General features: G+C 48.8%; 9 protein-coding genes and 1 pseudogene. 3 read left to right on the forward strand and 7 right to left on the reverse strand.

Annotated elements, in window-relative coordinates; genetic code table 11:
- The first annotated feature begins 1827 nt into the window (after window positions 1-1827).
- Window positions 1828-2766 carry a site-specific integrase gene (locus WA145_RS00005; RefSeq protein ID WP_422579597.1) on the forward strand — a complete coding sequence of 313 codons (939 nt, stop codon included), beginning with the start codon at window positions 1828-1830 and terminating at the stop codon, window positions 2764-2766.
- A 123-nt stretch (window positions 2767-2889) separates the two neighbouring features.
- On the opposite strand, the gene WA145_RS00010 is transcribed toward WA145_RS00005, so the two are convergent.
- Window positions 2890-2988, reverse strand: coding sequence for a hypothetical protein (locus tag WA145_RS00010; RefSeq protein ID WP_422579598.1), 99 nt, complete (start codon window positions 2986-2988; stop codon window positions 2890-2892).
- Between the two features lie 4 nt (window positions 2989-2992).
- A complete protein-coding gene (locus tag WA145_RS00015) occupies window positions 2993-4708 on the reverse strand; it encodes a DNA cytosine methyltransferase (RefSeq protein ID WP_422579599.1) in 1716 nt (571 codons plus the stop codon).
- A gap of 1 nt (window position 4709) precedes the next feature.
- On the opposite strand from WA145_RS00015, the gene WA145_RS00020 reads away from it, so the two are divergent.
- Together WA145_RS00020 and WA145_RS00025 are read left to right on the forward strand one after the other, a co-directional pair.
- Window positions 4710-4841 (forward strand): hypothetical protein, encoded by a 132-nt coding sequence (locus tag WA145_RS00020; RefSeq protein ID WP_422579641.1) that lies wholly within the window; start codon window positions 4710-4712, stop codon window positions 4839-4841.
- Between the two features lie 286 nt (window positions 4842-5127).
- Window positions 5128-5508 (forward strand): annotated as a pseudogene (locus WA145_RS00025) (transposase); the annotation flags it as partial.
- Here WA145_RS00025 and drmB read toward each other — a convergent pair.
- From drmB to WA145_RS00050, 5 genes are read right to left on the reverse strand one after another with little or no spacing between them, the layout of a single operon-like run.
- On the reverse strand, window positions 5498-7633 hold the full coding sequence (gene drmB, locus WA145_RS00030; RefSeq protein WP_422579600.1) for a DrmB family protein: 2136 nt from the start codon (window positions 7631-7633) through the stop codon (window positions 5498-5500). The pseudogene WA145_RS00025 and the gene drmB sit on opposite strands and share 11 nt — an antisense overlap.
- Window positions 7630-11337: a helicase-related protein gene (locus WA145_RS00035; RefSeq protein WP_422579601.1), complete on the reverse strand. Its 3708-nt coding sequence runs from the start codon at window positions 11335-11337 to the stop codon at window positions 7630-7632. The genes drmB and WA145_RS00035 overlap by 4 nt, the downstream gene beginning before the upstream one ends.
- Window positions 11338-11340: 3 nt before the next feature.
- A complete protein-coding gene (locus tag WA145_RS00040; protein WP_422579602.1) occupies window positions 11341-13095 on the reverse strand; it encodes an NERD domain-containing protein in 1755 nt (584 codons plus the stop codon).
- On the reverse strand, window positions 13083-14684 hold the full coding sequence (locus tag WA145_RS00045; RefSeq protein ID WP_422579603.1) for a hypothetical protein: 1602 nt from the start codon (window positions 14682-14684) through the stop codon (window positions 13083-13085). The genes WA145_RS00040 and WA145_RS00045 overlap by 13 nt, the downstream gene beginning before the upstream one ends.
- Window positions 14681-15646 carry a hypothetical protein gene (locus WA145_RS00050; RefSeq protein ID WP_422579604.1) on the reverse strand — a complete coding sequence of 322 codons (966 nt, stop codon included), beginning with the start codon at window positions 15644-15646 and terminating at the stop codon, window positions 14681-14683. Before WA145_RS00050 ends, WA145_RS00045 begins: the two co-directional genes overlap by 4 nt.
- Between the last annotated feature and the right edge of the window lie 39 nt (window positions 15647-15685).

Genomic DNA, 15685 nt, shown 5'->3' on the forward strand with positions numbered 1-15685 from the left:
CATCATTTCCATACTGATCACCCTGTGTTCTCCTGCTCAAAAATTGAGCAGAAGCAGTTGAACACCTGGGTCAGTTTTCAGTCGGCAGAACAGCCTCTACTGGGTCAGTTTTCGGTCAGCGGCAACAGCATTGGCCTACACATTCAGCCAACCAGTTACGGCGTATCTAACCGAAGCCCGCATTATTGCCTGCTGTTCTATAGGCCTGACGCATCGGCATATCCGAGCCGATCCGGTTTCGGGGCTGTTTACAGATGGACGCTTGATTCGCACCTCGGTCATCTTGCGTGTCGGACAGGACGGCGGGTTCTGGGTGTTCCATACATACACTGGCAGTTTCTATGTCATCGCGTCGTTCCGCGCTGATGACGGATATCAGTCGCTGATGGATCATCGAATATTTCTAACATCGGGGTATCACCCAACCCCCGACCGACTGCATTGAGTATCAACCCGGCCACTAGGCGGCATCCCTTTATTACCCACAAATAGGTAAATGACAGTGATCACGCTAGATCTAAGCCGAAATTACGCGGAAGCACTGCTGTACCACTCAAAGACATTCAAGCCGTCGAGTGATGACCCACGCGAAGACATGCGTTTAGCTGATGCACTGGAAGACCTGGCCGCCGCAATCGAACAACACTTTGCCGAGCAGCCCACCCCTCCTGATCGCTCGAATTAAAAAATTAAAATCATGGCATTGAAACCGGTGTCGATGGTCAACGACGTGTTGTGTGACGTCTGCAGCGAAAGCACTCGCGTTGAAGGACATGGCGCACAGTTTGGTGTGCTCCGCGCTAGCTGGGGGTACGACTCAAGGCATGACGGCGAACGCTATGAAGTGCACCTGTGCGAGAACTGTTTTTTCAGAACGCTCTCAGGTCTCAGGTCTCAGGCGAGAAAGAATGGTGAACGACTTATTCAATGATGAAGCCGAGGACCTCAGCAGTTTCGGACGAGTTGCTCGCGATGACTTTTTTAACGATGACCACTAATCACGTTGAGAGCCCACTGCTGAATCGACTGTCCGCCAGCGGCCTCAGCGCAAGCATCACCGCCATGCACGCCAGATGCGATACCACATTCGTGTCGCACAAGCAGTTGCGACACTCGGCGAGTGTGACAAGCCTTACTGCGGCACGCACAGCTTATGACAGCGCACCAATGCGACACTCGGGTCGTATCGCAAAACGACAGTGCGACACATATTGAGTGTCGCAACACCGAATGCGATACGACCGGGGTATGACATGCGATACACCTCTAGTATCGCGAGAATACTCGGGTGTGCAAATGCAGAGCCCAGACAGGCACTTACTGTGCCCGTGAAGGCATTTCGAATGCCTTTACTGCCACTCCGAGTGCCCGTAGCGGCAGCGACAGTGCCCGCCCGGGCACTGCTTTTTCGGTTATATTAACCACACTAAATACTTATAAATCATATAGTTATGCTAAATACGGATAACTGACTTTGAGTGTAGTGGCCAGTCTTTTCTAGCTTTGCCTCTCCCGACGATACCCTTGGGTATCGCCTACTCGCTCATTCAGCGCTGTGCGCTGGCTGCTTTTATTTTTTGATGACAAATGCTTGCGCGCGCTTTTGCTCCACACGCACGCTGAATGTAGATGAAGGCGTGTCGCGTGAGTAAGAGCGCGCAACCCCTTACTCGCGGCGCGAGTATGGGGGCGTTGGAGCAGTTCAGACGTAACGAGAAATGCACGAAGCGAATGCGTAGTGCTTTTCAGTGAAGTTTGAACTGAGCCAACGCCAATTCGCAAAGCGGCTGCCCTTTGTCATCAAAACAATAAAAAGAGATGACGACCATGCACGAGACCACACTCAAGAAGTACCAAACCAGAGCACGCAATTTTTACCGTAAGTACTGCGGATCAAATACACCGAATTCAGCGCAGATCTGTACTGCTTTACTTGCGCGTGCTCACGAGCTCCAGCCGAACTCTTTCAGCACGCTCAAGAGCGCACTACTGAATGACCAGCTCGCCCAAGGCAATCTTAAAGCGGCTCAAGCCGTTCGGGCGCTGATAAATCCGGTCACGGCACCAGGTTCAGAGTTCCCGCGCAAACCCAAACAGAGGGGAGTCCGCACCATCTCCGATGATGACTTCTGGCAGCTCGTTGTGCACTTACGCGCTCATGACTTTTACGACGAAGCACTATGCGTTGTCCTGGCTTATTACACAGGCGTACGTCCGTGTGAGATGCGCACAATCACTGTAACGGGCGATCACGTCGACATCATCGGCGGCAAAAAGGCCGAAAAATTAGAGCGTGGCGCAGACCGCACCCTCGTGATTGAACATCCCGAGATGCTCAAAGCAATAACTGAGGCAGCGCAATGGATGAGCAACTGCCCGAGAACAAACTCGGCGATCCGAGACCGTTTACGTAAGGAATGCAGAACGCTGTGGCCGAGGCGCAAACAGCACCCAACACTGAAGAGTTTCAGACATCAACTGGGATCAAATCTGAAAGCCTCAGGTGAAGGCGACGAGAGCCTGGCATACATCATGGGACATCAATCAACAGACTCCATTAGCGTCTACGGAGACCGGCGCTCGGGAGTCGGTAGAGCTATTTATGTAAAGCCAGAAACGAGCGCCGATTTATCGAAAGTGCGCAAACCTAAGAAGCCGGCAGCGTTCGGTCGAGGGAAAGTTGTTGGACGAATCGAGATCCCGGCCTCTCTATCCAGCGGGCACCCTACTGAGCCATCAAGTACAAGAAGACCGTACGATACCTAGCCCGTATTTCAAGGTGTTCAGGTTTATCTACAACAGATAACCCGCTGACTTCAGTGAGCCCGAAAAGTGTGGATATCGGCGGAGATCACTCCCTCCAGATCTCCACCGTCAGAGGCAGTTCATTCAACTCGGCGCGTGCCTAGCGCTAGGTTGGGTAGGTTCAGGCAGGTGAACCAGCTCATGAACGACGACGTATTCAAGAGGATCTTTCGGCTTCTTCACCAGCTCACATTGCGCCCTCTAACTCTTCGCGTTTCTCATCAAACACTTGGGTTTTGTCGAAGAGCACTCGAAATACAACTTGGGCAATTTTAGATGCCAGAAGCGGTGGTACCGCGTTTCCTACCTGATGAAACTGCTCTGTCCGATTTCCTTGGAAGAAATAGTTATCTGGAAAAGTCTGGATACGAGCGGCCTCGCGAACAGACAAGCTGCGGCATTGGGACGGATCGTAATGAATGAAGTAGTGTCCATCCTTGGAAATGTGACTGGTGATCGTGGTCGCAGGTAGTTTTTCCGCCTGAACCCGGAAGCGATCACTGAACTTACCGGTCTCCCAGTTCGCATGATCAGGCGCAAGCCCCTTTAGGTTGAAGCCTTTGTGACCTTTAGGTGAAAAGCCATACAGGTCTGCGTAAACAGCGGCAAACACATACCGACGCAGATCCGTCGGCATGTGTCCACGCACCTCATGATTCAACCAATAATCCAGATGCTGGTCACGGTACCAATGATCCAATTGGGCGCAGCCTGTAGCCCCATCATTCTTACCATCAGCTCTCTTAAACCGTCTCCCCCCTTTGCTTAGAGGGGCCTTGAAGTCTTTCGTGACGTCGCCAAGGGCTTGCCACATCTTATCGGTCTTATCAATCTGATCACGGAGATAGCTCACCTGATCCACCACAACAGAAGCCCAGCTATCCTGGCTATCAACCATTTTGGTCAAACCACTGCGAAGCCTGGGGAGATTGCCCAGAACCTGGCCGACGGTAATCGCAGCAGCCTCCTTGGTCAGCTTCACCTGCTTCACATCCGAAGGCAGACAGTCCTCAGAAATACCCAGAAGAATTACCCGATGCCGCGCCTGAGGAATACCGTAATTCTCGGCCCTAATAATGAAGGTTTTGGGGTCTATATTTTCGACATCATCATCGGGAGCAAAGTGCGTACCGGTGACCAACGAATAGATGTGATATTTCTTCCCCCCCCCTTTATGGAGAGCCTGGTGTGGGTCTGAAAGGTCTTTAAGTATTTGGGAGAATATCCGCTCATTGTTAACCTTCGAGGAGAGAATGCCTTTGACGTTCTCCATCACAAAGACCGTAGGCTGCCTCTCCTGAATGATTCGCAGGTATTCCTTGTAAAGGAAATGGCGATGATCCTCTTCCGCTTTGTAGTCAGCCTTAGCCTGATTTCGTGCACGCCCTACAACCGAATATGCCTGACAAGGAGGGCCACCTATGAGTACCCATGGGCGCTTGTCGTCCAGGCCTGTATCGGGGTTGTCCAGTGCAGCATCAAGCTCTTTATTCCCTTCCGCAGTTCCCAGAGTTATGCATCTGGCCTCGTTGGCAGCTTCGTCCCAAAGCGCCCTCGTTTCTTCCGAAGGAGTGAAGCCATCCACGGCATTGGGATCGTTGCAGTAGTTGTAGTACTCGGAGAGGTGGCTCCGCTTGTGTTTCTTGAGCAACCGATAGAACGCCCTAAGCCGTAACGTCTGCCAGGCTTTAGGATCTTTTTCCGCAGATACAACTATCTCAAATCGCTTACCGTCGCCAAATGAACTGAACCCCTCACCCAGGCCTCCCGGCCCCGCGAAGAGGTCAACTACTTGGATGGCCTTGTCTAGCTCACCTATGGGCTCTAAGGGAGTAGGCTCTGGAAAAAGACTCTTCTGGTCTTGGTTCATGGACATAGTTTGCAAAGAAGTCAGGTCTCGCATGATGGCTGGCATCCGCGGCAGCAAAACATCCCCGGAGATGAAAATTCGCAGGCTGCTGCATCGGCATGGCTTCAGGTATAGCGTGCGCAAGAGTGCCCATCCAAGAAGGTCCGATACAGTGCTTACTATCTGAAATCTGTAAATCTTCTTCTAGGGATGCTCCTAGCTAAGGCACCTAGGCTGTAGCTACGCCACAAGCTCTCTTATGCGAGAAAAATTTTGGCAACGAAGTTTACTGAGAACGTCGGCCATGACACTGCCAGCCGCAGCCGAATATTTGGGCAGAACTACACGGTAATGGATCTTGGGAGTGCGGGGTTTACGGGCAGGATTGTAATCAAAAATACCTGTCTTTACCTAGGTTATAGGGCTTTTTGCATGTTTTCGATTAGTGGGTCAGCCTGAACTCAGCTCCCTAGAAACACCGAGCCAAGGTAGCGGCTGACCTGAAGCGAATCTACCAATCTGCCGCGGCGGATCAGACTGAGTCACGCCTCGGTGAGAACGAGGCGAAGTGGGTTGACGACTACCTGACGATTGGTCAGTCCTAGCAGCGCAACTTGGCACGAATCACTCCGCTATTCGACTTTCCATCGGTGATCCGCAAGGTGACCTACACCACCAATGCCATCGAGTCAGTGAACTTGAGCCATGTGCAACATCAACAAAAAATGGACGGTACCGATCCGCGACGGAGGGCAGCGTTGAGGCGCTTTACGATCAGCCACGAGGACCAGCGGGCACATCAGTATCCCAAACCCCGGTTACACAGGGCTTTGCCCCCTCTGATCAACCCGTAAAAAAACCCGTTGTTGGCTTATCAATCGTACCCACAACAACGCCCCTATCAAGCAAACGGTTTTGCTCTTCGCAAGAGGTCTCTGGCAACAAAGCGCATGAGTGGCAAGCCGCAAGATTGCAGTTATCCGGCCCTTGGCCATTGCTCTCGATGCACACAGGATCGCTGGAACACCAGCGAGCTTTTTCAAGTGCCCTCGCTATGACAGCCTCAAGATGACCGGGCTGCCCCATTTTCACGAGACCTCCCATGCTACCTTCAGAATCACCAGCAGCGGTATAGATCAAAATACCTGACATGGGCTCTTCGCCTTCTGAAGAATAGATACGCTCACGCAATGATGCTGACCCATAGCCACACTCGTAAACAAGTTCATTGATGAGCAAATGTGCAAAGGTATGGATGAGAACATGTTTTGGTGTGATCAATCTCTGCTGTTGATGCCTCTTCTCTCTTAAATTACCCATATTTTTGTTCATTTGGAGGAGACGAGCTTCGTGGACCATCCCAGTTTGCTTAAGCCATTCATTGAGTCGGTCTTCCCTGAACTTTAAGAAAATTCCTTCTCCTCGAACAATGATCGCTGGTAGCCATCTTTTCTTTTCAAGAGAGATCAATTTCCAGCGATCCTCTTGATTCAGCTCATCTCCGGGGTAGATTCTGGAAAACCCAACGAAAGCACGAGTCTCCCTCAACTTGTGCAACAGAGAAATCCGCTCAAATGACGACTGGACAAGCGAGCTATAACTTTCTATTGCTGAGCTTCGTATCAGTAAATTGGTCTTTGGGTAGCCTTCGTGAACGTCACGGGAGAGGACGCGGTATTCTTGGCGCCGGTAATCGTTATCCACTAGGGAGTCCTGCTGAGCGCTTTCAAGCTGACCTTCAGTATTTCTATTGTTGTCTTCGAACCATGCAGCCAAAGACTCTAGCAATAGAGCCGGATTAATTGCCCAGTCTGGTGAATGGCTATTTATTGCGGCGGCAATCATCTCGCAAGTAAGTTTATTGTCAGTAGACGTTTTAATCTTTTGCGAAAGGAAAGCTTTTACCTTCCTGCTCTCAAGGAGGATCTCCTTCAAAATGTGACTATTGGCTGCGGCTGACAACGCCTCTGCCTGCATAGCCGACTCTGGGCAAAACTGCTTTATAGCAGCCCGCGCAGCCCTTACAGAAATAAGACCGTCGTCAGATGTCTGAGCGCTGATTAACAAGCTGGTTTTCAACGAATGATCGTCAAGAAGATCAAGAACTTCCTGATCAAGATTTTTGTCGTCAATTTCTGGAATATAAATTGAACTTACAACTTGTGGAAAATAAAGATTGGAGGCTCCACGAAGTAGAGGCTGAATTGCCTCTCCGCACCCGGGAAGTGGACGGGATGAGTTGTTGCCAACTCCTAGCGCTGGGTTGTGCCCCTCACATTTAACGCCAAATCGAGTGAAAGCAGTTTGTGAGGGATCAGTATCATCCCTGTGGAATGCGCCGCCGAGAGATCTTTTCTCAACGAGAACAATACCTCCACCCGAACTGCGCTCTTCCGCGCGTAATTCGACACCAGTTAAAGATGCGCTGCCCGTGCTTCTCATGCGCAGCCAACGTGAATTCCCATCAGGTAGCCAAGAAGGGGTTTGTTGCTGAAACAGCCATTCAACCCATGGGAAATCCTGCAAGTGACCTTTCTCGCACGCCGCGACGAAGCGTACTTGTACAGTTTTTCTTTTCGGGTGTTCGCCTCCCCCGCTTGCTCCAGAACCCAAAGGTCCTGTGCATATTGGAGGCGTAATGTCGTGATATCGAGCTAGGTGCATTCGTCCGCACCTTGGGCAAACGTGCCACAAAGGAAACCTGAGATATGGAAGTTTCAGGTTGAGGTTGGCCTGCGCTGCATCCTGCCCCCGCTCAGGCTGACGATAGTCTGGTGGCTGTACAAAAAAATCAACATCGAGTCTACGGGAGAGTCTTTTCTCGTCCTCAATCCTGAACTCACTGTGCTTGGGATCATGCTCATTGAAGGGCCAAGCATCTAGGCCTGCATGAATGAGGGATACTGGCCCCGGAAAATCGATCATTGCACCGATTCCGAAAGGCGAGATTGCTTGCGATCTTCTGACAGGCCGACTCAATTCTGTTCTTCCTGCAGCTGGTTGAAGAAGCTTGTTATCTCTGCCTCACACGAGGCATCGACGTTACGTAGCGATGACATGGTGGCCCAACTCCTTCCTTTCCAGCTGGGAGGCGCTGTACTACCCGCAGGATGTATCAGAGGAGGGTCTTGTGGAGCGGCACCAAAGTTTCCGTAATCCCCTGGTGACCAAGTTATCCATTCTTTAAGGCGTCTTTGCAGTCTCTCCATCACTGCGTCATATTCTTCTGGTGCGACAAAACTAACGCGCTCTTCAACTATGTCTTTAACCAGATCGAGCAATGACGACCCATCGAAAAGAGGAAATGGATCTGGCGTTTGCGATTCAGCATTCTGATGCCCAAACTGCCTCACTGCGGCAACGACAATCCCGTGAAGAGATCGGTCAACTGCCGGGGCGCTAAACGGCGTTACGCTCGTAGGCTCAACTTGGGCATACAGACGCTGATGGTATGACCTGAAACGCTCAAAATGACTGCGGTCGCGCGGTTTGCTAGGGCCATATAGTACAGTTACGAGCCCAGGCTTTTCGGGATCGCGCCCAACTCGACTAGACACCTGAATGTATTGTGAAGTTGTCTTCGGCTGTCCGACGATTGCCATGAGTGCTAATCGACTAACATCAACCCCTACCTCAATGATATTTGACGCAAGACAGGCATCGACTATGTCCTCACCAAAACTGCTATTAGGCGCCTGGGCGCTAAGTGCTCGTTCAAGTCTTTCCAGCTCCTTGGGTACCTGATCACTCCGTATTCGACTAGTGAGTTCTGATACGTTAAAGAGCTTCCTGATCAGTTCGTACTTGAGACCATGCCGATCAAGAATAACCCGAAGATAATCCCTTGTATCGGAAACAAAAAGTGTTGCTGCCCCGCCAAGCTCTCTAAGAGAGTTGAAGAAACATAACAACGTCCACCATGGATCTTTACCTGCATGATTTGTATCCATAATGGCTGCATGCTGCATCAAGCACGCATAAACCCTTGCCTGCGTAGTTTGCAAGGATCCATGAGCAGTTCCGAGAACTCCAACATAGAGACGCCCTGGTTTGAGCGTCCCGTCATCGTTGCGGGCTTCGCGAGCAAAAAATGAATCCCCCGCTTCAAGCCCAGATGGTGGGAAAAGAAATACTTCATCCCGCGCATACAGATGCTTGATTTGTTCTCTTGCGCGACTAATTGTTGCAGTTGATGCAATGATTTTCGGCTTGATCCGCCCATATCCATTTTTCTGGCATAACCGTTCAATAATTGTTTCGTAAGCGCCAACCATTGACCCTAAGGGGCCGGAAATCAGGTGAAGCTCGTCCTGAATAATGAGGCTGGGTGGTAATCCTTCATGCTTTCCATTATCTGCAATTCCAAAAAGCTTTCTTGCTTCGGGCTTCCAAGCAAGTAATGCAAATTTGTCGACAGTGCCAATCACCAAATTTGGAGGATCTTCCAGTAGATCCTCATCTATAATAATAATTGGTAATGGCGGGCGGGGCTTTTGCAAAGGAAGAGAAGTTCCGAAATCACATGCTGTATCGGCACAGCGAAACACTACCGTAGGCTTAGACGTATTAGTTCTTGTGTATTTGCTGTATCCCAACACACTTGGAATTGTTGACTCCTTAGCTTTGACTCCCTGCCCAATAGTTCCTCGCTGATTTCCCTTGCGCTCGCCTGAGGACGGTCCGAATTTTGCTCCGCACCATGGGCATTTCAGCAGAATGAACGGGTTCTCGCTTTGGGAGTCCTCTTGGAGTTTCTTCAAAGCTTGGAGCGCGTCCTCACGTTTATTAGGCGATGCACTTCCACCAACCCAGAGACCGATTCGGAAGGGCTTTTCACCTAGCTTGGGATTTTCGAATCGTAGTTTCTCCATCGCACAGAACAACACGGATGCACGCTGAAATTGCTGCGCAGTAAGCAACCGTAACGTATAACGCATCAAAACATCTGCGCCAATTGAGCTTCGTTTCGTAAGCCTATTGAACAGGATAGTGAATGCGGTCAACCCTAAATATGCCTCGGTCTTTCCACCACCAGTTGGAAACCAGATCAGATCGACGATTTCACGATCAGGGCTCTCAGGCTCAGCGACTCCCCTCAAAGACATAAGAAGAAAAGCGATTTGAAAGGCGCGCCAGTAACCTCGCCGCTCATCAGGCATGGATGGATCTGGGTTGGAAATGGGTGGAGACCATAATATGCGACCATCATTACCAACAGCGGGCTCGCGAACATCTCTAGTCGATCTAAGCTGAGCAATCAACATAGCCTGATTGGCCAACATGAACGCCTCTTTGGCAGCGCGTGCAACATCAGAATCCTCGTCAAGGAACCTTACGCCATCAAGAATACGTTCTAGACACTCTTCGCAACGTCTAATGAGACCAGCGGCAGTCTCGGTCAAACTACTCGGGATACCCCTAATCTCTGAGCGTTCTGTTTTCAGATCCTGAATCCAGCCTTTGTACGCTGATATAAGTGATGCGATTTCCGAAGTCCCGTCATCAGCCGGATCCAAACCAGCAGTTTTTCGCATACTTACTTTTATTGCCTTCTTGCTACCGTCTGCACTGCGGACAAACAGATCCGCACTTGTTGTGGGGGTTTCATAGGCTGGCAAAACGTCAGTCCATACCTCCTTTACCATAGCTGGTGATTGACCTGCCCAATCCGCTGCACAACCGTGTCCAATGGCAAACGTTTGATGTTGCCGATACAAAAGGCTATTGATTAGCTCATCGGACATAGGATCATACTTACCCAATTTGCTACTGTCGGGCTCTGGGTATGGGGAAATCCATGCTGAGCCAGTCTGCCCTTTTATGCGAATGCCGGCCTGAAATACGCATTGCTCGTCAAGAGTGCCTGCCTCAGATTTTTTTCGATTGACGAGTGATACCGTGATCAATCTCTGGGTAGGTGCGAGGTGTGAGTAACCACGTGATACGACTACAATTTCCAACCCGCTTTCCGACGGAATATTTTTTTTAATTGGCTTAACGCAACCAAGAAGCTCCGCCGCAGTTAATTCGACGCATGGATACTTGTTATCAGCATCTAGCAAGGGGACTCTGAGCCACATTGAGCGAGCATGAGACACCCCTCCGGGATCACCGACCATTACCTTTTGCAGCTTGTATTTACCAGCCGAACTTTCTTGGACATCATCACTACTAAGTCGTCCTACACTGACGACTTCAACTATCAAGCCTAAACTTTCAGATGAAAGATCTGCGAGAAAGCTCAGTCCAATTGCTGACGGCTTAAAAGCGTTCGCTAGAGTGACGGCATAATCCTCTGACTCGTCCATTGCAGCAGGTGTCTTAGCTGCTTTCTGCTCTGCATTTCTTTCAAACTTTTCATCAACATCCTGTTTATCGCCAAGATCAACGCCTGGGCTCTCCTGTAGATCATCACCCGTACGAAGCTGTTCTTGCTCTTCGATGATACCAATTGGAAAGAGAATGCCCGCACCGTACCTTTTAGCCGGAGGATCTTGCCATATCACCTCTTCACCGTTGATCTGTCTCTTTGGCTTTCGGAACTCATCCCATGAGAGTTGTGCGCCGGGGTGATAATCAACAGCTGTAGAAACTGGGTCCGGACCAACAATTTCAGCGCGAAGGCGAGAAGCAAGCCATTTACGGTTTGCGAGGTTGGCTGCAAGAGTTTCTGATAAGGCCATGGTCTAAGTGCTCGAAGTCATTTGAAGGCCGACATCTAGAAGCCGGTCATAGTTTTTACGACAGCTTTCATGCATAAGCAGAAAAAGTCGAACCCTAGCTCTCGACATGGCGACATAGAGGAGGGCCCGAGCCCTCTCGTCGTTAAGGATATCGATGTCAGTTATAATTACCGCTGGAGCCTCTAAACCTTTGAAAGCATGAACACTTGTGAATGGGATGGTGTACCCATCTTGAACTTTTCGTATTGGTGCAAGTTTGATCCCTGCAATGCTTGATGAAGCACCTCCTGCACAGGAGCTTTCATCATTCCGCATTGATAGAACAACGATTTCTCCAGCTTTAAAAGTTTTCTTCAGATCAAGTATTGCATACGCTAGCTTACTTTCCTGCTCAGCAGCTGATGAGTAAAACAAGGGATCAACATCAGCTCCTTCAATGTCATGAAGGACCTTTCTGTATCCCGGTGCCAGCCCACTTGTTATTGCGAGGGTATCGGCAATTTGCCTCGCATTTCTGCAGTTAATTCGCAAAGAGTACTTGGCGTGATGTGGTGCTCTATCACATAGAGACTCAATGGCCTTTTGAGCTCCTCTGGAGCCTTCAGCCATAAAGATTGCCTGTCGTTCAAAGTCACCGAAGAAAGCCCACTTCCCACCTGCAAGCCCACCCTTAAGCAGCAGATCAAGTACATCTAGATACTCTTCTTCCAGAAGGTCTTGCGACTCATCAATGACAAGCATGTCAAAAATTGGCCATGGATATTTATCGTCCAGCAATCGATCAGCAGCTATCACAGGTAGTTCTTTTCGCCAATACTCCGCGGTATTTTTGGGAGGCACTTTAGCAATTTCGAGAAGTAAACTATGAAAGGTTCCACATTTGAGTTTTATCGGATCATCTGAAAATAACTCTGTTTGAGCCTCAAGCCATTCTCCAAGCAGGCTGTTATAACAGACCAGCAGGACTCTTTTCCCTTCAAAAACCGCCCTTTTCGCAGTTTCTAATGCAAGGAAAGTTTTACCTGTCCCCGCTGGCCCTTTAAACAAAACCCTCTCGTTTTCTCTGAGCAGATCAAGGGACTCAAACTGCTCATCAGTAAATTGAGTAATCCTCTGCTCAAGGCTTTCCAGATCACTGCGCGATGAAACTGAATATTCAAAATTATCACGCAAAAGAGCGATCATTTTTCGAACTTGACTCTCACTAGGGCGACTGTGGACGCCACTGTACCAAGAGACCGAACTAGAACAACTAGCAACATGCTGATGTGCACGAATAAAAATATTATTAATATTATATGAGACAGGACGTCGAACAAAAGAAAGCTTATTTATAAACTGCCAAGGATGCCACTCGGGTGACTGCTCATCAAAATTCACCCGAGTAAAGACTACTGCAGAAAAAAACATTAACTTTGAAAGAGACCTGTCTTTGTCCACCAAATAGTCACGTAGTGAGTGCATTGCTCTGGATGCTTGCTTGAAAGGACCTTCAATAGAGGCTCCATACGGATAAATCCACTTTCCGTCTAAACGAGAGACATCACAGCCTTTTACTTCTATACACAAAACTCCTTGTCCTGGTACAAGCACTACCATGTCCAGCTCACCCTCGATCTTGGACTGGTGTTTTTTAAGGTCAAGAGAGTGCAGGACTACCCATCCGGTAGTATCAGGATCCCCTCTAAGTTTCTCGAAAAGATCTCTCTCGCCGACAGGGGTTTTTATTGGAAAGGAGGAAGGGATCATCCTAGCCATTTATTTCCTACCAAGTCATCTATTTTGCCAAGTCGCGAAGGTTGAACGTAGGCAACACTGTTGTCCACAGCTGCAACTCGCAGGATAAGAAGCTGAGCCTCTGTATTCCCATCGAGCCTAATGCTTTCTCGGTCAGAGAGAGTGGCACCCCCGTATTCATTCCCAAATCGGCTGAAGAGTGCTTTGAAAAGATCATGCCGTATCAGACTTCCAGCCTTCTGATGGAGACTTCTCACGTCTTGAAGATGTTTCCAACAAGTGTCTACATAGCTTGTGAGCTCACTCCCGGTTTTCTGTATCTTCCCTTTTTCGGCTAGGAGATAAACTAGTTCACGAAAAACATGTTCGTTACGAGGACCAAGCACATCTGGCCCAACCCATTTTTGAATGCTTGTGGCGCTGGCTGACGAGCCTCGTTCACGCAATGCGACAGCAACCTCTTCACTAGTGTGCGTAACCAGAAGTGCATCTAGTGCATCTTTCCAGTCAGTTGCCATATCGAACAGGTTTTCATTATCTTCATGACCCAAGATGCGTTCGCTTGCCTCATCCACAAGTAATCCTGAGTCCCCTGATCGCATAACGACCATATCTCCTTCGCAGACGTCTTCTATTCTTACCATGCAAAGATCTCCTTCATCGGCCAGCTTGCAGTCAGCAGGAAGAGTCATGACTCGCCCGTCCTCAGGAAAGAAAGAGCCGGTCCCATCAGAGAAAAGCATATATTTGGCTGGGTAAAGATCTTGCTGGGCTTGTCTCTCAGCGCCATGCAGGCCTTGCCAAAAAGCCTCATTAATCCACGTATCGACTACCGACGAAACCTGATCAGCTTTTACTGAAACAACTTCAAGCTCCATCTTCGAGCGCTGTAGATGTGCCGAGAAAATATGATCACTTGGCAGTACTAGCCTTGTGGGCGGGCGAAATATTTCACCCGGATAGAGCAGAACCTCAAGCTTATTAGCAAGCCCGGCGAAGAATAGCTCCGAAAAAATTGAGGGGGGCGCATTGCTGCATGAGCATGGAAGAATTATCGTTTTGAATAGATTAGATCTCAGGTCTTTCTTGGATTTGATGGGCATTAGCCGCGAGCTCAATTCAGCTAACGTCTTGGATATATCTTGTGACCATCCAGGAGAACGCCCTGCTGACAAACCTATCAAAATCCCGATCAGATCAACCTCTTCTCGCATATCTCCAGAATGCATTCGTATAAGCCACTTCCGCTTTGGATTTTCTCCAAAAGCAATAATGTCAAATATAGCTTCCCTTAAAGATTCCACAAGAAATTTCGTGCTCGGCAAACATTCTAATGATTGCTCAAGTTCTTTCACTTGAGCTTGTAACCTTAAAGCTGGATCCGCAAAAGGAAGAACTGTAAATAGAATCGATGATTTCAAAACCCACAGCCTACGAGAAATTTCAGATTGCACAGGATCTGCTCGATCCAGCATCTGAAATATGCGCGATGATAGCTGAATAACACGTTCTGCCAGAGGGAATTGAATCTCGTGCTTTATCAGAGAGAAAGACTTACAGTTTTCATATATGCTAATTGTATTAGAAAAAATACTTTTATTAATACTCATAGGTCATCTATCAAATAGGCTGCGATTTCTATTCCAGCTGCAAAAGCGTCAGGAATCACACCTGTAAAATTAGCACCATGGCCTTGAGAAATACTTCCAAGGCTTTTAGCTATATCGTGTACTTCTGCTACGTACTCTGATCGATCTAGGATAACAAGTATATTCCGTGCCGCGTTGACATGCTCATGCACAGAAAAAGCTTTACCTCCATCAAGAATAGCAAGCGGGAAATCTCCATTTATAGAGCCTCTAGGATGATCAATACGGAGCTTGGCATGTGCTTGATCTTTATTTCTCCCTAAGCAGAGAAAGTTCGAGACAGCAATTGGTGGACTGCTATCAATTAACAATGACAAATTTTCGATTGAGTTTTCAAATGAAGTCACGCTGGTAACGATCAGCCCTTCTGCGGTATCAGACCATAGCCACTTATAATTTGAGTTCCCAACCAGAGTTTCCAATGCATTCCCGGCAGCATCAAGCGACTGTGCCTTGGCAGCTGATGGAGGCTTATTTTCAGTAAACTGGTAGTCGTCGAAATGCCTTTTGTTAACCGTCATAATCACTCCAAGGCTGCTCCGTTTAGCAGCCTTAGTGATATTTATTTCGATAAACTCTTCACCATTTTCCTCACGAAATCCAATAATGTCCCCGCCATAACGAGCACCGCTACTATTATTTATGAAGAACACACCTATACCTAGAGGCAAACTCCTGAATTTTGGCCACGAAAGTTTTTCTTCATAAACACTTGATCCGGCTACAATACAACCCAAGCCGGCAAAGGCTGCAGCAAGTTCTCGACTTGGAAGTACTGCAAAAACGATAAGACGATGGCCTGCCATTTGGTTGCTCCGGCACCATGCCCCGAGCCACACTAACGATGCCGCCCAATCAGGTAATACTCTCTTCTCGCAGCCATCGAGTATAGAAATACGAAGACTAAGTTCAGCAGGAAGCATATTGAGTAATCCCTTGTGCTCAATGTGATAATTTATCTT

The sequence above is a fragment of the Pseudomonas sp. genome (genome assembly GCF_049301935.1).
In the GTDB taxonomy this organism is placed as follows: Bacteria; Pseudomonadota; Gammaproteobacteria; order Pseudomonadales; family Pseudomonadaceae; genus Aquipseudomonas.

Coding starts and splice junctions, on each gene's coding strand:
- WA145_RS00005 (WP_422579597.1), top strand. CDS start 1,828: ATGCACGAGACCACACTCAAGAAGTACCAAACCAGAGCACGCAATTTT.
- WA145_RS00015 (WP_422579599.1), bottom strand. CDS start 4,708: ATGCGAGACCTGACTTCTTTGCAAACTATGTCCATGAACCAAGACCAG.
- WA145_RS00020 (WP_422579641.1), top strand. CDS start 4,710: ATGGCTGGCATCCGCGGCAGCAAAACATCCCCGGAGATGAAAATTCGC.
- WA145_RS00035 (WP_422579601.1), bottom strand. CDS start 11,337: ATGGCCTTATCAGAAACTCTTGCAGCCAACCTCGCAAACCGTAAATGG.
- WA145_RS00040 (WP_422579602.1), bottom strand. CDS start 13,095: ATGGCTAGGATGATCCCTTCCTCCTTTCCAATAAAAACCCCTGTCGGC.
- WA145_RS00045 (WP_422579603.1), bottom strand. CDS start 14,684: ATGAGTATTAATAAAAGTATTTTTTCTAATACAATTAGCATATATGAA.
- WA145_RS00050 (WP_422579604.1), bottom strand. CDS start 15,646: ATGCTTCCTGCTGAACTTAGTCTTCGTATTTCTATACTCGATGGCTGC.